Raw genomic sequence first — 17,987 nt, 5'->3', positions numbered from 1 at the left:
CAATCGAAAGGGGCAGTTATCGCTTGAGGATAATCATAGAATCTCCCACAGGGGATTCGTGTGTGACGACCTGTCTGGGTACACCATTCAAAACTGTGGGAGCGAGCCTGCTCGCGAAGGCGTTCGGCAGGTCGCTGCCATCATCGGCTTAATGCCCGAGCCAGAAACGGCGCAGTCTTGCTCTTCTTGCTGGTGGCGACTTTCTGCGGTGTGCCGGCGGCGACGATGCTGCCGCCCTGACCGCCCGCTCCAGGGCCGATGTCGATCACCCAGTCGCTCTGCGCGACGACACGCATCTCGTGTTCGACCACAATCACCGTGTGCCCCGCCGTCACCAGCGTATCGAGCTGTTCCAGCAAGCGATCGACATCCCTCGGGTGCAATCCCGTGGTCGGCTCATCCAGCACATACAAGGTCGCGCCACGCTGGTTGCGCTGCAATTCGGTTGCCAGTTTGATCCGCTGCGCCTCACCACCGGACAGTTCCGTGGCCGGTTGCCCGAGGCGCAAGTAACCCAGACCGATATCGCGCAGCACCTCCAGCGAACGACGAATCCCTGGCTGCTCGGCAAACACGGACACCGCCTCATCGACAGTCAGTTGCAGCACCTGAGCGATGCTCAAGCCCTGCCAGAGAATCGCCAGCGTCTGCGGGTTATACCGTGCGCCATGACAGGTCGGGCATGGCGCATACACACTGGGCATGAACAGCAATTCCACACTGACGAACCCCTCACCCTCGCAAGTAGCGCAACGGCCCTTGGCGACGTTGAAGGAAAACTGCCCGGCGTCATAGCCCGCCGCTTGTGCCTCAGGTGTCGCGGCGAACAGCTTGCGCACGTTGTCGAACAGTCCGGTGTAGGTCGCCAGATTGGAGCGCGGCGTGCGTCCGATGGGTTTCTGATCAACCTGCACCAGGCGTTTGATCGACTCCAGGCCGGCGCTGATCTGGCCAGTGCTGGGCGGCGGCGTGTCATCTTCCAGACTCGGTTCTTCCGACTCGGACTCGGCCACTGGACGGCCCAACTGCGCGCCGACCAGTTCCAGCAAGGCCTGACTGACCAGACTCGATTTGCCAGAACCCGATACGCCGGTCACCGAGGTGAAACAGCCCAAGGGAAATTCGGCGCTGAGATTATTCAGATTGTTGCGCGTGACGCCGTCGAGCTTCAGCCACCCGCTGGGCTTGCGCGGGGCGCGATCAGGGCGTTGCTTTTCGGCAAACAGATAAGCGCGAGTCTGTGAATCTGCAACATCAGCAAGTCCCGCAGGCGGACCGCTGTACAACACGCGCCCGCCCTTTTCGCCCGCTGCCGGGCCGACGTCAATCAGCCAGTCGGCACGGCGCATGGTTTCGACATCGTGTTCGACCACAAACAGCGTGTTGCCGTCAGCCTTCAAGCGCTGCAACGCCTCGAACAGCGCCTCGCCATCCGCCGGATGCAGACCGGCAGACGGTTCGTCCAGCACATAAATCACTCCGAACAGTTGCGAACCCAATTGCGTGGCCAGGCGCAAACGCTGCAACTCGCCAGACGACAGCGTCGGTGTACTGCGTTCCAGCGCCAGATACCCCAGGCCGAGATCGGTCAGGGTGCTGACCCGCTCCAGCAAATCCTCAGCGATGCGCTGCGCCGCCAAGCGTTTCTCCAGCGACAGATTCGGCGTGTGGCGCACGTCCGGTGCGCTGGCATGACCACTCGCGCCATGGGCGACCCGCTGCTGGCGCGCCTCGCGGGTTTGCGCATGGCTGAGGGTGTCGCCGCTCTCCTCGGCCTGTTCCAGATAATTCGCCGCTGCCACCGGTCTCAGCACTTCGGCCACTTGCAGCAACGGCATCTGCGACAGCTCACCAATGTCGTAGCCGGCAAAGGTCACCGAAAGAGCCTCGCGCTTGAGCCGCTTGCCCTCGCACAATGGGCACGGGCTGCCGCGCATGAACTGCGAAACACGCTTCTTCATCAGCGCACTTTGCGAGTGAGTGAAGGTGTGCAGGATGTAGCGCCGGGCGCCGGTGAAGGTGCCCTGATAACTCGGTTCCATTTTGCGTTTGAGCGCGACGCGGGTTTCTTCCGGGGTCAGCCCGGCGTACACCGGCACCGTCGGCGTCTCTTCAGTAAAGAGAATCCAGTCGCGCTGCTTTTTCGGCAGTTTCTTCCACGGAATGTCGACATCGATGCCCATGGTCACCAGGATGTCGCGCAGGTTCTGCCCCTGCCACGCCAAAGGCCAGGACGCCACGGCGCGCTGGCGGATGGTCAGGTTCGGGTCCGGCACCATCAGCGCTTCGGTCACTTCATAGACGCGGCCAAGTCCGTGACACTCCGGACAGGCGCCCTGCGGCGTGTTCGGTGAAAAATCCTCGGCATACAGCATCGGCTGCCCCGGCGGATAACTGCCGGCGCGGGAATAGAGCATGCGGATCAGGCTCGACAACGTCGTCACGCTGCCCACCGAAGAACGCGCACTTGGCGTGCCGCGCTGCTGTTGCAAAGCGACGGCGGGCGGCAAGCCTTCGATGGAATCGACATCCGGCACGCCGACCTGATCGATCAGCCGCCGCGCGTACGGCGCCACCGATTCGAAATACCGCCGCTGGGCCTCGGCATACAGCGTGGAGAACGCCAGCGACGACTTGCCCGAACCGGAGACGCCGGTGAACACCACCAGCGCATCGCGCGGAATATCGACATCAACGTTCTTCAGGTTATGTTCGCGGGCGCCGCGCACGCGAACCATGCCGGCGGGTGCTTTGGAATTGCGCTTGGAAGTCATCGGCCTGCCTTGATTGAAAAACTGGGCAGCGCTCGGCATCAGGTGCCGAGCACCTCGCAAATCATCTGCAGTAAAGCTTGCGGGCTGTAGGGTTTGCCGAGCAGATGGGTATCGGGGCTGAGTTGGTGGTCGCGGGAAATGATGTCGCGGGTATGCCCGGAAGTGAACAGCACCGGCACCGGCGGTGTCTGCACCTTGGCCCAGGCAGCAAGATCGGAACTCTTGATAAGGCCGGGCATGACCACGTCGGTGAAGATCAGATCGATCTCGATGCCTTCCAGCAACATCTGCATGGCCACGTCGCCATTGCACGCGGTCATCACCCGATAACCTTCTTCGCGCAGCAACTCCACCGCCGAAGCGCGCACGGCGTCGTTGTCCTCCACCACCAGAATGGTTTCGTGGCCGCCGCTCTTGCGTTCGCCAACACTGGCGGTCTCTTCGCGAACCGGGCGCAGACTGCGCGGGAAATACAACTGCACCCGCGTGCCTTCGCCGAGCTTGCTGTCGATCTCGACGTGACCGCCACTCTGTTTGACGAAGCCGAAGACCATGCTCAAACCGAGCCCGGTGCCCTGGCCGTCGGCCTTGGTGGTGAAGAACGGTTCGAAGACCTGTTCCAGCATCTGTGGAGCAATGCCCACGCCGGTGTCGGTGACCGCCACGCGCACATACTCACCGGCCGCTATGCCCTTGCCGGCGCAGTATTCGCTGTCCAGGCAGACATTGGCGGCACTGAGGCCGATGACGCCCTCGCCTTTCATCGCGTCGCGGGCGTTGATGGCCAGATTGAGAATCGCGTTTTCCAGTTGATTGCGGTCGACGTTGATATGCCACGGCTGCGGCGGCAGTTGCACGTCGATCTGAATGGTTTCGCCCAAGGCGCGTTGCAGCAACTCGCCAACGCCTTCGAAAATCTGTTCTGGGTTGCACACGGCGGGTGAAAGCGGTTGCCGCCGGGCAAACGCGAGCAATTGTGAAGACAGTTTGGCCCCGCGCTCGACCGCCGCCAGCGAAGCCCCGACCCGGCGCTGCACGTTGGCATTGTTGGGCTCATGCCGAGCGAGCAGATGCAGGTTGCCGGCGATGACTTGCAGCAGATTGTTGAAGTCATGGGCAACGCCACCGGTCAGGCCGCCGATGGCTTCGAGTTTCTGCGACTGGCGAAGCTGTTCCTCGGCCGCCAGTCGCGCATCCACTTCGGCGGCCACGCGCTGTTCGAGGTTGCGGGTGAATTTGAGCAGTGATTCTTCGGCATTCTTGCGCTCATGGATGTCGATCAGCACACCGGGGAAGCGAAACGGCCTTCCGTCTTCATCGAACTCGCAGGCACCACTGGCCAGCACCCACAGATATTGGCCATCGCCGCGCTGTACACGGTACTCGGCGTTGTAGGGCTCGCCAGTGCGCACACAATGGGCGACCCGCTCCTGGACCCATGGGTGGTCGTCGGGATGAATGCGCGATTCGGCGATCTCTTGTTGCAGATCGCTCAAGTCCTGATCCGGCGGATAGGAAAAGGTGCGGGCGAAACGTTCGTCAGCGGAGAAGCGATTGTTCTTGATGTCCCAGACAAACGAGCCAAGCAGTGCGCCGGCATTCAGCGCCAGACGCACGCGCTCGTTGTCGGCGCGATAGGCATCTTCGGCCGCCTGACGCAGGCGCTCGGAATGCACCAGTTCGGTGGTTTCGACCACCATCGCCATGACGCCGCCGGGCACGCCTTCGTCGTTGGCCACCGGGCTGTAATACAAATCCATCCAGACGTCTTCAGGCACGCCGTCGCGCAGCAATACCAACTCTTTGTTGCGATAGGACAAGGTGCCACCGGCCAGGCAGGTGTCAACGACGTGACGGTTGAACTCGGCGACTTCCGGCCAGCCCAGCTCAACCGGCACGCCAAGCAGATAAGGATGGCGGCCACCGGCAAATTCGGAATAAGCGTCGTTGTAGATCATGTAGCCGGCGTGGCCCCACAGCATCACCATGGGCAACGGCGAAGCCAGCATCAGTTGCACGGTGTTGCACAGGCTGGCCGGCCATTCGGCGAGCGCGCCAAGTTCCGTGTGGCTCCAGTCGAACGCACGGATGCGTTCGGCCATTTCGCCTTTCCAGCCTTCACAGCCGTGGCTTTCGGATAAAAACTGCATCGCCTGACTCAGTGTCCTTTTTTGCGGTTTTCCGATCTATCGCAACGCTACAACGACGCGACGCCCGTGTGTTTCGAGGCTGTGAAAACGCATTGGTTTCATCGCAGGTATAGCCGATTTACGACGCAGAGCCATTCAGACGCCAATCAAGTGCTTGAGTGGGTGATAGCCGGTTTTCATTTTTGCCGCGACGTCGAGGATCGCCTTCTCGATTCCGTTGAGGTGCGTACAGGTCAGTTCGATCGCGGCGCTCTGATCGCCGGCTTCGATGTACTCGAGCAAACGCAGGTGTTCATCGTCGCGGCAGGCTTGATGACTGTCATCATCGAGCGCGGCGGCATATAGCGAGGCCCGCGAGATCAGCTTCTGGAACCAGTCGAGCAGTACCGGATTGTTCAGGCTGCGCGCCAGTTTGAGGTGGAACTCGCCGAGCAGATGGATCAGTCGTTCATGGTCGCCGGCAGCATGCGCGGCATCTTCCAGTAACAAGTGCTCACGCAGATCCTGCATGGCAACGCTGTCTTTGCGCCGGCACAGTTCGGTGACGATGCCGATCTCGATCAGCCGCCGGGTTTCGAACAACGAACGCAGCTCTGCGTCACTGGGCAGCGACACCGAAGCGCCTTTGTTGGGCTCGGTGGTGACCAGACCATCGGCTTCCAACTGCTTGAGCGCAGCACGCACCGAGGTGCGGCTGACATTGAACAGCTCGGCCAGCGAGGCCTCACCCAGCTTCATGCCCGGGCGCAACGAACGCTTGCTGATCGCCGCGTAAACCCCTTGGTAGACGCGATCGACCGTGGTTTCCAGCTTCTTTTCGCTCATTCGAACACTCCTTTGGCGTCGGGCAATTCATCCTGGCAGTGGCTCGCCATGGAGTTGATCGGGTTCCCGTACCAGTGTGAAGCGCAGAATATCTGCCTTCGGCCCAAAGGTGCAGCCTTTTGATTTATCTCGATTTTGAATAAACAGCCAAAACCTGTGGGAGCGAGCCTGCTCGCGAAGGCGGCGGCACAGTCAACATTGTCATTGCCTGAGACTGCGCTTTAGCGAGCAGGCTCGCTGCCACACTGATACGGGGCAGATCGACCATCTTCATCGCAACCAAAATCCCTGTGGGAGCGAGCTTGCTCGCGAAGGCGGCGGTACATTCAACATCGTCATTGCCTGACACTGCGCTTTCGCGAGCAAGCTCGCTCCCACACTGATCCGGGGCAGATCGACCATCTTCATCGCAACCAAAATCCCTGTGGGAGCGAGCCTGCTCGCGAAGGCGGCGGCACAGTCAACATCGTCATCGCCTGAGACTGCGCTTTCGCGAGCAAGCTCGCTCCCACACTGATCCGGGGCCGATCAACCATCTTCATCGCAACCAAATCTCTGTGGGAGCGAGCCTGCTCGCGAAGGCGGCGGCACAGTCAACATTGTCATTGCCTAAGACTGCGCTTTCGCGAGCAGGCTCGCTGCCACAAAGGTCAGTGGAAATCGCGGCTCTGCACGTGAATGCCATTGAGCAGCGGGCTCAGGTCGCTCATGCGGCCGGCGATCAGGTGGCGCACATCGCCTTCGCGTTCCCAGCGGCCGTCGACCTTGAGCAATTGCGACCCCACCAGCACTTGGCGCTGACGCTCGGCCAGGTCACGCCAGACCACCACGTTGACGTTGCCGAACTCGTCTTCCAGGGTCACGAACGTCACGCCGCTGGCCGTACCGGGTCGCTGTCGGCCCGTGACCAGACCGGCCACGCTGACCGGCCGGCCATGTTCGATATCCATCAACTCGCGCGAGCTGCGGCAGCGCCTGGCCTGCAACTCGCCACGCAACAACGCCAACGGGTGCGGCCCCAGCGTCGTCCCCACCGTGGCGTAATCAGCATGCAGGTCTTCGCCAACGCTGGGTTTGGGCAAGACGATTTTTACTTCTTCCTCGTTGGGCAGACCGGCGAACAGGCCGAGTTGTTTCTGCACCCCAGCCACTTCCCAACGCGCACGATGGCGATGCCCGGCCAAGCCACGCAAAGCGCCGGAGTCTGCCAGCAAGGCCTGCGCTCGACTGTCGAGAGCGGCGCGCTCGCCCAGGTCAGCAACATCGGCAAACGCCCCGTGGCGGCGCGCGGCTTCGATGCGCCGGGCATCTTCTTCGCGAAACCCCTTGATCATGCGCAGGCCCATGCGAATCGCCGGCTGCCCGGCACTCAGCGGCTCGAGGCTGCAATCCCAGTCACTGGCGCGCACGTCCACCGGACGGATCTGCAATTGGTGCCGCCGCGCGTCCTGCAGAATCTGGTCCGGGCTGTAAAAGCCCATCGGCCAACTGTTGATCAGTGCACAGGCGAACGCCGCTGGCTCGTGACACTTGAGCCAGCAACTGGCGTAGGTCAGCAAGGCGAAACTGGCGGCGTGGGATTCGGGGAAGCCGTAACTGCCGAAGCCTTTGATCTGCTCGAAGATCTGCGCAGCGAATTCCGGTGTGTAGCCGTTCTTTTTCATGCCGGCGGCGAGGCGCTCCTTGTGCGGCTCCAGTCCGCCATGGCGCTTCCACGCCGCCATCGAGCGGCGCAACTGATCGGCCTCGCCGGGGCTATAGTCGGCAGCGACGATGGCGATCTGCATGACCTGTTCCTGGAACAACGGCACGCCCAGGGTTCTTTTGAGTACGACTTCGAGCGCCGGCGATGGATAGGTTTCCGCCTCTTCGTTATTACGTCGGCGCAGATACGGATGAACCATGCCGCCCTGAATCGGCCCGGGCCGGACGATCGCCACTTCAATCACCAGATCGTAGAAGGTCTTAGGCTTCAGGCGCGGCAGCATCGACATCTGCGCCCGCGACTCGATCTGGAACACGCCGACGGTATCGGCGCGGCTGATCATTTCGTAGGTCGGTTTGTCTTCGGCGGGGATCGTCGCGAGCGTCAGGTTCAGATCACGATGCCGGCGCAGCAGGTCGAAGCAGCGGCGAATCGCACTGAGCATGCCCAAGGCGAGGATATCCACCTTGAGCAGGCCGACCGCATCGAGGTCGTCCTTGTCCCACTGAATGATGGTGCGGTCGGCCATCGCCGCGTTTTCGACCGGCACCAAGGTGTCCAGCGGCTGCTCGGAAATCACAAAACCGCCGGGATGCTGCGACAGATGCCGGGGGAAGCCGATCAGTTGCCCGGTCAGGCTCAGCACCCGGCGCAGCACCGGACTATCCGGGTCGAAGCCGCCTTCACGCAAACGTTCCAGCGGCGGCGTCTCATCGCTCCAGCGCCCGCAGCAGTCGGCCAGCGCGTTGATCTGATCCGGCGGCAGGCCGAGGGCCTTGGCCACATCGCGCACGGCACCGGTGGCGTGATAGGTGCTGACCACCGCCGTCAGCGCCGCACGACGCCGGCCGTAACGGTTGAACACGTATTGCAGGACTTCTTCGCGGCGCTCGTGCTCGAAATCGACATCGATGTCCGGCGGCTCGTTGCGCTCTTTGGACATGAAACGTTCGAACAATAGCGTGGTGCGCTCCGGGTCGATTTCGGTGATGCCCAAGGCATAACACACCGCCGAGTTGGCTGCCGAACCACGCCCCTGACAGAGGATTTTCTGTGTGCGGGCAAAGCGCACCACGTCGTGCACGGTGAGGAAATAGCTTTCGTAGCCGAGCTCGGCGATCAATTGCAACTCGTCATCGATCTGCTTGAGCACCTTGGCCTGAGGCCCTTTCGGCCAACGCCAGGCAATGCCCTCCTCGGTCAGATGGCGCAACCAGGAACTGGCACTGTGGCCCTCGGGCACCAGCTCTTTCGGGTACTGATAGCGCAGCTCGCTCAGATCGAAGGTGCAGCGTCTGGCCAGTTTTAGCGACGCTTCGAGCAAGTCCGGCGGATACAGGGCGCGCAGCTCATCGAGGCAACGCAAATGCCGCTCGCCATTGGGGTGCAGGCGCAGACCCGCTTCGGCCACGGGGACGTGATGACGGATCGCGGTCATGGTGTCCTGCAAGGCACGGCGCCCCCGGGCGTGCATGTGCACATCGCCGCTGGCCACGGCTGGAATCTGCAACTCAGCCGCCAGAGCCAACAATGCCGATAGTCGCTGCTGATCGTTCTGCCCGCGATGCAGTTGCACCGTGAGCCACAGGCGGTCGCCGAAGGTTTGTTTCAGCCAGCGCCCTTCTTCCCGGTCATCCACTGAATCCGGCACCCACAACACCAGCAAACCCGGCAGCGCTTCGGCGAAGTCTTCCCGCTGCACCTGATACTGGCCTTTCTGCGTACGCCGCCGAGCCTGGGTGATCAAGCCGCACAAGGCCTGATAACCGGCAAGGTTTTCCACCAGCAGCACCAGTTTCGGGCCGTTGTCGATGCGTATCTCGCTGCCGATGATCAACGGCAACTCAACGGACTTCGCCGCTTGCCACGCACGAACGATGCCGGCCAGGGTACATTCGTCGGTGATCGCCAGCGCCTGATAGCCGTGCTTTTTCGCCCGCTGAAACAGTTCCAGCGCGCTCGAGGCTCCGCGCTGGAAACTGAAGTTCGACAGGCAATGCAGTTCGGCGTAATCGGCACTCATGCGAACCAGCCTTGCAGCCACAGCGGACCGCCCTCACCCACCGCCCGCCAGGCCCAGCCCTGCTGACCGGCGCGGTTCTGGATCAGGTAGTAATCACGCCGCACGTCGCCACCGTCCCACCAACCGGATTCGATGCGCTCCGGCCCCATGAGAATCCGCGCCGAACCTTCCGGCACGCTTTGCGGTTCGTTGAGCAGCCAGCCCGGACGCTGCACGCTGGGCAACCCCGTGCAAAGGTGTTTATCGGCAGCGTTCTGCCACGCGCGCTCAGGGCGATGATCGGCCTGAAAGCGCAGCCCCTGCACTGCGTCATCACCCAGCCGTGCGCGCAGACGTTCGCGCAATTGCTCCCAGGGCAAGGTCTGCTGCGGGCGGTCGTCGAACAGCTCCTGATACTGCGGAACGAAACTCGGCAGGTCTTCGGCGCGCAAGCGAAAACCACGCACCGGTGCTTCGACCTGGACTTGCTCCAGCCGGCCACGAGCCAGTTCGAAGAGCATCGCCGCGTCACGCTCGGCGCTGAGCAGGCCGACCTTGATTACTGTCTCCGGCAGCCCGGCGTGTTCCAGATGCAGGTCGAAACGCTGCACACCACTGTCGCGCCCGCAGAGGAACGCCGACAAATCGCCGGTCAAGCGCCGTAACGGGAACAGCAAGGCCTGATGGGATTGCACGTCGAAATTCAGTTCGATGCGGATATCGAAACGGTCGGGCGGCAGATAGAACGCCAGCGCCAGAGGGCGTGCGCCGAACAGCGTGTCGAGGTGCTTGAGCATCTGCGCTTCGAAACGCCGGGCCAGTGCTTGGCGTGGCAGGCTTTGCACCTGGCTGAGATTGCGCAGGCCCATGCGCGACAACGCCGTAGCGACATTCGGTTCCAGCCCGACGCGGTCGACCGGCAATTGCCCGAGATGATGCTGCAGAGCCTCGCCGTCCGGCACCACCAGGCCATCGTAGGCATTGGCCAGCACTCGCGCCGCCACCGGGTTCGGCGCGGCGACGATTCGATGGCGAAAGCCCAGATCTTTCAATTCCTGGCGCAGGCGAGCTTCAAATTGCGGCCAGGTACCGAACAGTCCGAGGCTGGATTCGATCTCGAAGACCACGGTACGCGGGTAATGCACGCTGACCTGAGCGCTGAAGCGATAGGCCCACGCGGCGAGAAACTGCTGCCAGTGCTCGACCTCGGCCACCTCATAATCGGCGGTGGCAAAGCCTTTGCTCATGGCTTGCGCGGCGGTCATCGACATGCCAGGGCGCAGGCCGAGTTTGCGTGCCGCCGGATTTACCGCTTGCAGCACCCGCCGCTGGGCCGGGCCGCTGAGCAGGACCAGCGGCTCTTCAGGGTCGGGCCGCTGACGCAGCACGGCATCGAGGGCCAATTGCGGAAACAGAATACATACCCAGCGCATGACGATCAGTGCCCCACGGCAAAGGCAATCGGCGCCGCCCGCGCCAGCCCGCCACGGCACTTGAGCACACGTAGCTGCGCCGGTTTGGCATCGATGGCAATCCGTAACGCTGCCGGTGACGGGTTGACCGCCTCGCTCAACGGGCGCCAGGCAAAGGCCAGGGTCTGGCCGGTTTCCGCCGCTACCTGCAAACGCCGCAAGGCTCGGTCATCGGCCTTGTTCGGCCAGCACAGCACCGCGCCGCAACTGCCCGAGCGCAGGCATTGCTCCGCCGCCCACAAGGCATCGCGCTCGCTGGCCTGAATCACCGACAACTGGCGCAGATCGACTCCGGCATTGGCCCAGGCCTGCGGGTATGGCACGAACGGCGGCGCCACCAGCACGATGCGCTCACCGGCCGCGGACAATCGCGCCAGGGTTGGCCAGACCAGTTGCAGCTCGCCGACACCGGGGCCGGCGAGAAGGATTTCGCTCAGCGCCGCTTCCGGCCAGCCGCCGCTGGGCAGAGCTGCGTCCAGTCCCGCATGCCCGGTCGGCTGCGGACTTGCCGCCGGTGGCGCAGGCCTGCCGCGCCAGACCTGGCCGCCATTGAACAGCGTATCCAACGCAACGACGGCACCCATCAGCCTTGCCTCACCAGACCACAGAACACGCCTTCGATGGCCAGATCCTGATCGTTACGCACAACGATGGGCTGATAGGCCGGGTTGCGCGGCAGCAGGCGCACTTCATCCCCGACCCGTTCGAAGCGTTTGATGGTGACTTCACCGTCCAGACGCGCAACGACGATCTGGCCGTTCAGCGCCTCGGGATTGCGCCGTACACCGACCAGATCGCCATCGAGAATGCCGTCTTCGATCATCGAGTCGCCCTGCACCCGCAGCATGTAATCCGGGGTGCGGGAGAACAGCGCCGGGTCGAGCAGCAAACGGTTATGGATATCGGCATCGGCGCCAATCGGTGCGCCGGCAGCCACGCGACCGAGTACGGGGATCTCCAGCAATTCCGGACGCGGTGGCTGACCGAGCAGGCGAATGCCCCGGGCCTGATGCGGATTGACCTCAATGAAACCGGCTTCGGTGAGCGCCAGCACATGCTTGCGCGCCACGCTGCGCGAGGCAAAACCAAAAGCCTCGCTGATTTCAGCGAGGCTTGGGGGCTGACCGTGCTCGGCGATGCGATCGCGGATAAAGGTCAGAATGGCAGTACGGCGGGGAGTCAGGTTCGTCATGGAGTACATTTGTACTCCTGTGGGAATTTCCTGACAAGAACCGCCAGTCGGCGCATGCCGACGCAGGCAGCTGCCGAAGGCTGCGATCTGATCGTTCCCACGCTCCGCGTGGGAACGATCATCGGATAAGGTCAGGAACCCAGTTGCGCCAGGTACTCCCACGGGTAAATCCCGCGTTGATGGCCATCGCTGAACACCAGTTGCACGCCATACCCCTGCGGATTTACCTCGATCAGGCGCACGCGATCATCAACCAGCGGCGTGACGCCGCGCAGGCGAAATGCGCGGCATTGCGAGCATGGGCATTGCCGGCGCAGATCGGCATGCGTGAGCAACGATTCGCGCCCGTCCGGCCAGCTCAGGCGCAACGTGCGTGCACTCTGCGAGTTGCCCACCGACAGTGGGTTCATTGCAACTGACTCAATGCGATGCGCACGGCTTTGCGTACTTCCGGGTCGCCGTCGTCCTGCGCTGCCTGCAACGCGGCCACGGCGCCGCGATCGTTCAATTCACCGAGGGCCAGCGCGGCTTCCTTGCGCAGATTGCTGATGCGGTGGCCGAGGGTGTCGATCAGCGCGTCCAGCGCCGGAACGAAGCGCAAGCGACCGAGGCTTCGGGTGGCGCGCAGGCGCACTTGCCAGTAATCATCGCTCAGCGCTTCGACCAAGGCCGGGCCGGCGTCGCTGTGGCCAACCTTGCCCAGCGTGGTCGCAGCTTCTTCGCGCACTTGCCAGGCAGGGTCGCGCAAAGCCTGGCGCAACGCTGGCAATACTTCGGCGCCACTGGCCAGACCCAGCGCACCCGTCGCGGCGCGACGCACTTCGGTGTCCGGGTCGTCGCTGGCCAGTTGCGCCAGAGCTGGCAGCGCGTCGAGCTGTTTGAGCCAGCCGAGCACACCGACCGCTTCGCGACGGACATTGGCATCGGTGTCCTCCAACGCGGCGACGGCAGCCGGCGCGGCCTCGGCGAAGCGCAATTCGCGTAACGCCCGAAAGGCGGCGATGCGCACACTGACATCGGCATGTGCGGTCCACGGCAGAATGACCCGCCCCGCCGCCGCAGTCTTGAGCAGGCTCAGACTCTGCGCCGCCGCCGATTGCACCGCGAGCGCCGGATCCGTCAGCGCTTCACACAAGGCTTGCACGACCGCCTCATCCTCCCACGCTTCGAGCAATCGCGCAGCTTCAGTGCGGACGTCCTCGGCGGGATCCTGCCGGAGTCGATCAACCAGCCAGAGCAAACCATCCGATTCCTCCAGATCGGCCAGATCAATCAGGGCAATGCGCCGCACTCCAGCGTCTTCAGCCGTCAGGCGCGGATACAGGGCGAGGATGTCTTCGTTGTCGGTCACAGCAAAAATAGAGGTCATAGGGCAAATCGCGGCAAAGGGTTTTCAGGAGGCAGGCCGAGCGGATTGAGGCGCGGCAGCAGTCGGTCGTTGTCGTGGCGCAGCAGGTCGAGGCAATGGCGTTTCAGTCGAGCGAAGTCGGGGCTGGTCACCAGTTCACTGGTACGCGGGCGTGGAAAGTCCAGACGCAGGTCTTCGATGATTCGCCCTGGTCGCGCGCTCATTACCAGCAAACGATCGGCTAGAAACAGCGCCTCGTCGATGTCATGGGTGACGAAAACCACGGTGGTGCGGATGCGCGTCCAGATGTCCAGCAGCAGTTCCTGCATGTTCAAGCGGGTCAGCGCATCCAGCGCGCCGAACGGCTCGTCCATCAGCAGCAGGCGCGGGCGGTTGACCAGCACCCGGGCAATCTCCACCCGCTGCTGCATGCCTCCGGAGAGTTGATCCGGCCAGCGCTCGGCGAAGCCTTCGAGGCCGACCAGTTTGAGGATGTCGTCAGCGGCGCGACGGCGCTCAGCCTTGCCGACGCCGCGCATCTTCAGGCCGAAGGCGACGTTGTCGCGCACCGTACGCCAGGGGAACAGCGTGTGGTGCTGAAACACCATGCCGCGCTGCGGCGACGGGCCGGTCACCGCGCTGCCGTCGACTTTCAGGGTGCCGGTACTGGCATTCAAGTGTCCGGCCAGGGCGCCAAGCAAGGTCGACTTGCCGCAACCGGACGGGCCGAGAATGCACACGAACTGGCCGGGTTCGATCTGGCAATCGAGGCCCTGCACCGCTTCGAAGGCTTCGCGGCCCTGGCCGAGGACGATGGACAACTGGCGAATGTCGATCCGCCCTTCCGGGGTTTGCATGACGCTCATCAGGCTTTGCCTCGCGGTCGATGCCAAGGCGTGAACAAGCCGCCCAAGCGTTTGATCAGCCAACTGCTGCCCATGCCCAACACGCCGATCAGGAGCATGCCGACAACAATGTCGGCGTAGTTCTGAATGGTGTAGGACTCCCATGTGTAGTAACCGATACCGAACTGCCCGGAGATCATTTCCGCCGTCACCAGGCAGAACCACGAAGTGCCCATGCCGATCGCCAGGCCGGTAATGATGCTCGGCGCAGCGCCCGGCAGGATTACTTCCAGCAGAATCGCCCGGCGCCCTGCTCCGAGGCTTTTTGCCGAGGCGATCAGGCGTGGATCGACGCCTTCGACGCCGTGCACGGTGTTGAGCAGGATCGGGAACAGCGCGCCGGTGAAGGTGATAAAGACCATCGACAATTCCGAGGATGGAAACATCAGGATCGCCAGCGGAATCCACGCCACGGCGGGGATCGGGCGCAGGACTTCCAGTGGTGGCAGCAAAATGTCTTCAGCCCATTTCGACCGGCCGATGGCCAGGCCCAGGGCGATGCCGATGATCAACGCCGCCACGTAACCGGCGAAGACGCGGCCGAGGCTGCTGCTCAGGTGCTGCCAGAGTTTGCCCGAGTCGCCCAGGCCCAGCGCGGCTTCGATCACCGCCAGTGGCGTCGGCACGTTGGCAAAGGTGACCAGGCCGAGGTTCCAGTGATGGCTGGCGGCGAGTTGCCAGAAGAGCAGGCAGAGCAGCAGTGAGGCGGCTCTTGATGTCCAGCGCAACGGTGTTTTCATAGTCCGGTTTCCAGTTCGGGTTCTGTGTGATGGCCGAGATTTACCCCCTCACCCCAGCCCTCTCCCCCAGGGGGGGCGAGGGGGAAAGGGAGCCGATTTGCGTGCTTTTCACGACCTGAGTTCGACTCGGTACTTCACGTCGGCGTATCTCTCAACAACAACTCGGTCAGTCCCCTCTCCCTCCGGGAGAGGGTTAGGGTGAGGGGCTTTTGATCTTCAGCGCGCAGCAACAACCTGCGCAGTGGCATCGCTGAAGTCGAACACCTTGCCACCCTGCGCCGCAGCGTATTGCTGGGCCTGGCCCTTGAGCAAAAATGCGCTGAGGCGGCCCTTGGCGTCGCTGGCAAACCACGCCTGTTCAGCGAGCAACTTGATCCCGCTGTCGCTGGCCTGCGCATACACCGCACGAATGTTCTTGCCCTCCTGCTTCAACGCCGCCAGCGCGGTGAACGCCGCTTCAGCCGAGCCGTAACGGCGGACTTTTTCCTCGCCACGCACCCAGATTTCCGCGACATGGCTGACGTCGGTGAAGGCTTTGCCCGTCGCCGCATCCACACCCGGCAACGGCGTCTGCGCGTAGTTGGCCAGTTGCGCGGTGTAATCAAGGTTTGAGGCCTTGAAGGCGGCGCGGATGTATTGGTCGTCGATGAAGCTGTTCAGGTCGAGCCCGCGATCGGCTTTCTTCAGCAGCTTCAGGGTATCGATGGCGGTACCGACGGCCTGGCGATATTCAGGCTTCCAGCTCAGGTCGCGGGTCTGCACGCCCAACGGGCCGTGGAACAGGTAGTTGACCTCGGCATCGACCCCGGTGACTTTGGCGATCAGTTCGCTGTACTTCTCCGGTTCGGTGGCGAGCAGTTGGTTGGCTTCGATGCTCGCACGCAGATAGGCGACGACGATTTCCGGATACTTTTTGGCGTAGGCCTGATCCACCAGTGCGCCATGGAAAGTCGGCGCGTTGGCCTGGGCGCCGTCGTAGATCTTGCGGGCGAAACCACGACTCGGGAACAGCTCGGCGAAGGGCACGAAATCGGCGTGAGCGTCGATCTTGCCGGCCTGCAATGCCGAGCCAGCGACTTCCGGTGGCTGGGCGATGATGTTGACATCCTTGAGCGGGTCCCAGCCCTGCTCTGCCACGGCGCGCAGCAACATGCCGTGAGCCGTCGAGGCGAATGGCACCGAAATGGTCTTGCCCTTGAGTTCGCTCAGGCTCTGCACCGACGAAGCGCTCGGCACGACGATGCCGTTGCCGCTGCCCTTGATGCTGCCCGACAGCACGCTGATGAACAGGCTGTGCTTGCCCGCCGTTTCGAACGCCACACCATTGAACGCACCGGGGAAATCGGCCATGGCGCCAAAGTCGAGTTTGCCGGCGACCATCTCGTTGGTCAGCGGCGCGCCACTGGTGAAGTTTTTCCACTGCACGTCGTACTTCGCGTCTTTGTAGGCTCCATCGTGGGGCAGGTATTTTTCCAGCAGACCGAGTTCACGGATCAACAGGCCGCCGGCGGCGCAGTTGATAGTGGTGTCCTGAGTGCCGATGGCGATGCGGATGGTTTCGGCCGAGGCCGACAAGGTGAATGAAGCCAGTACCAGACCGGCGAGTGCTGCACGCAACATGAGTGTTTCCCCTCGAATCATTGGTTTGAAGTTCGTCTCCGCCGCGATCAGGGCGCGGTGGGAAACGAGGGGTGTTTTGCATTCAGCGTCCGGGGTTCACCGGATGGCTATTGGATAATCACAATTGCAACGTGGGAGCGAGCCTGCTCGCGAAGGCGGCGGGTCAGTCACCATCATTGTTGAATGAACGATTGCTTTCGCGAGCAGGCTCGCTCCCACAATGGATTTGGGGTCAACGCAATAAATAGGGGATCTCGACTTTCACCGCCCCCGTCGGGCAATCCTTCTCGCACGGCATGCAGTACCAGCATTCATCGAACGCCATGTAGGCCTTTTGCGTGGCCGGGTTGATCGCCAGCAGATCCATCGGGCATACGTCGACGCACACCGTGCAGCCCTTTTCCGCGATGCATTTGTCCTCGTCGACGGTGACCGGGGCGTTGGAGCGGAAGAAGATTTCCTGAGCTTGGTAAGCCATGGTTCGGACTCTCTGAAAAATGATGTCTCAAGCGGCGAAAGCGCCGACGCGCAGGCGGTCGTAGGCCTGCATTTCCTCGGCGTCGAGCGGGATGATGTAAGGCTCGACGGCCTTCTTGAAACTGGTCATCTGGCCGTCCTCGCCCTTCTTCAGATGGCAGTGGCAGAACCAATCGGCGTCGTTGCGCTGCGGATGATCGACGCGATAGTGGTACAGGCCCCAGCGGCTTTCGGCGCGGAACAACGAAGCGCGGGCGGCCATTTCGGCGCAATCGCGGATCACGCTGGTTTCCATCGCTCGCATCAGTTCGTGAGCGTTGTTGGCTTTCATCTGCTCGAGATCGCGCTCGATGTCACTGAAGCGCTGCAGGCCGATCTGCATTTTTTTGGTTACTTTCGGCGGTTGCAGGTAGTCGTTGACGAAGCGCCGCAGCTTGTACTCGACCTGCGCCGGCGGCAGACCGTGTTCGCGATCGAGCGGCGCGTAGACCCGGGCCTGTTCCTTGGCGATCTGCTCGCTGTCCAGTGCGGAAAACTCGCGGCCGGCGGCAAACTCCGCGGCGTTGTACCCGGCGAACCAGCCGTAAGTGAACGCGCCAAGCATGTAATTGTGCGGCACCGCAGCCATGTCGCCGGCCGAGTACAAGCCCTTGACCGAAGTCTCGGCACGCTCGTTGACCCACACGCCTGACGCCGAATGGCCGCTGCAAAAACCGATTTCCGAAATGTGCATTTCGACCATCTGCGTGCGGTAGTCGGTGCCGCGATTGGCGTGGA

13 protein-coding genes and 2 pseudogenes are annotated in these 17,987 nt (G+C 62.7%); 1 reads left to right on the top strand and 14 read right to left on the bottom strand.

Going from position 1 to position 17,987, the window contains the following annotated elements; genetic code table 11:
- Positions 1 to 140: 140 nt before the first annotated feature.
- The 3 genes from D8U71_RS02590 to D8U71_RS02580 all read right to left on the bottom strand — a co-directional run bounded on the left by D8U71_RS02590 (position 141) and on the right by D8U71_RS02580 (position 5,749).
- Positions 141 to 2,774, bottom strand: a complete 2,634-nt coding sequence (locus tag D8U71_RS02590) for an excinuclease ABC subunit UvrA (RefSeq protein WP_130887101.1) — start codon at positions 2,772 to 2,774, stop codon at positions 141 to 143.
- A 38-nt stretch (positions 2,775 to 2,812) separates the two neighbouring features.
- Positions 2,813 to 4,924, bottom strand: coding sequence for a PAS domain-containing hybrid sensor histidine kinase/response regulator (locus D8U71_RS02585; RefSeq protein ID WP_125927460.1), 2,112 nt, complete (start codon positions 4,922 to 4,924; stop codon positions 2,813 to 2,815).
- A 135-nt stretch (positions 4,925 to 5,059) separates the two neighbouring features.
- Positions 5,060 to 5,749, bottom strand: a complete 690-nt coding sequence (locus D8U71_RS02580) for a GntR family transcriptional regulator (RefSeq protein WP_024012714.1) — start codon at positions 5,747 to 5,749, stop codon at positions 5,060 to 5,062.
- A gap of 382 nt (positions 5,750 to 6,131) precedes the next feature.
- Here D8U71_RS02580 and D8U71_RS28535 point away from each other — a divergent pair.
- Positions 6,132 to 6,260: pseudogene (locus D8U71_RS28535) on the top strand (metal ABC transporter ATP-binding protein); the annotation flags it as partial.
- A 139-nt stretch (positions 6,261 to 6,399) separates the two neighbouring features.
- Here D8U71_RS28535 and D8U71_RS02560 read toward each other — a convergent pair.
- The 11 genes and pseudogenes from D8U71_RS02560 to D8U71_RS02510 form a co-directional block, all read right to left on the bottom strand.
- Positions 6,400 to 9,477, bottom strand: coding sequence for an error-prone DNA polymerase (locus D8U71_RS02560; RefSeq protein ID WP_130887099.1), 3,078 nt, complete (start codon positions 9,475 to 9,477; stop codon positions 6,400 to 6,402).
- Complete coding sequence (locus D8U71_RS02555) at positions 9,474 to 10,889, bottom strand: DNA polymerase Y family protein (protein WP_130887098.1); 1,416 nt, start codon at positions 10,887 to 10,889, stop codon at positions 9,474 to 9,476. The genes D8U71_RS02560 and D8U71_RS02555 overlap by 4 nt, the downstream gene beginning before the upstream one ends.
- A 5-nt stretch (positions 10,890 to 10,894) precedes the next feature.
- Complete coding sequence (gene imuA / locus D8U71_RS02550; protein WP_041478676.1) at positions 10,895 to 11,512, bottom strand: translesion DNA synthesis-associated protein ImuA; 618 nt, start codon at positions 11,510 to 11,512, stop codon at positions 10,895 to 10,897.
- Positions 11,512 to 12,129 (bottom strand): transcriptional repressor LexA, encoded by a 618-nt coding sequence (lexA, locus tag D8U71_RS02545; RefSeq protein ID WP_076563218.1) that lies wholly within the window; start codon positions 12,127 to 12,129, stop codon positions 11,512 to 11,514. Before lexA ends, imuA begins: the two co-directional genes overlap by 1 nt.
- A gap of 122 nt (positions 12,130 to 12,251) precedes the next feature.
- On the bottom strand, positions 12,252 to 12,530 hold the full coding sequence (locus tag D8U71_RS02540) for a DUF971 domain-containing protein (protein WP_130887097.1): 279 nt from the start codon (positions 12,528 to 12,530) through the stop codon (positions 12,252 to 12,254).
- A complete protein-coding gene (locus D8U71_RS02535; protein ID WP_130887096.1) occupies positions 12,527 to 13,489 on the bottom strand; it encodes a HEAT repeat domain-containing protein in 963 nt (320 codons plus the stop codon). Before D8U71_RS02535 ends, D8U71_RS02540 begins: the two co-directional genes overlap by 4 nt.
- A complete protein-coding gene (locus D8U71_RS02530; protein ID WP_130887095.1) occupies positions 13,486 to 14,334 on the bottom strand; it encodes an ABC transporter ATP-binding protein in 849 nt (282 codons plus the stop codon). The genes D8U71_RS02535 and D8U71_RS02530 overlap by 4 nt, the downstream gene beginning before the upstream one ends.
- Complete coding sequence (locus D8U71_RS02525; RefSeq protein WP_024012709.1) at positions 14,334 to 15,113, bottom strand: ABC transporter permease; 780 nt, start codon at positions 15,111 to 15,113, stop codon at positions 14,334 to 14,336. Before D8U71_RS02525 ends, D8U71_RS02530 begins: the two co-directional genes overlap by 1 nt.
- Positions 15,114 to 15,329: 216 nt before the next feature.
- Positions 15,330 to 16,733 carry an ABC transporter substrate-binding protein gene (locus tag D8U71_RS02520; RefSeq protein WP_130887094.1) on the bottom strand — a complete coding sequence of 468 codons (1,404 nt, stop codon included), beginning with the start codon at positions 16,731 to 16,733 and terminating at the stop codon, positions 15,330 to 15,332.
- Positions 16,734 to 16,965: 232 nt separating this feature from the next.
- Positions 16,966 to 17,211, bottom strand: a complete 246-nt coding sequence (locus D8U71_RS02515; RefSeq protein WP_007959413.1) for a ferredoxin family protein — start codon at positions 17,209 to 17,211, stop codon at positions 16,966 to 16,968.
- 27 nt (positions 17,212 to 17,238) lie between these two features.
- A pseudogene (locus D8U71_RS02510) lies at positions 17,239 to 17,987 on the bottom strand (fumarate reductase/succinate dehydrogenase flavoprotein subunit); the annotation flags it as partial.

The organism is Pseudomonas sp. Sample_21, assembly GCF_004307525.1.
In the GTDB taxonomy this organism is placed as follows: domain Bacteria; phylum Pseudomonadota; class Gammaproteobacteria; order Pseudomonadales; family Pseudomonadaceae; genus Aquipseudomonas; species Aquipseudomonas atacamensis.
Note: the sequence above shows the minus strand (reverse complement) of the source record. Positions and strands in the feature narration are given on the sequence as shown.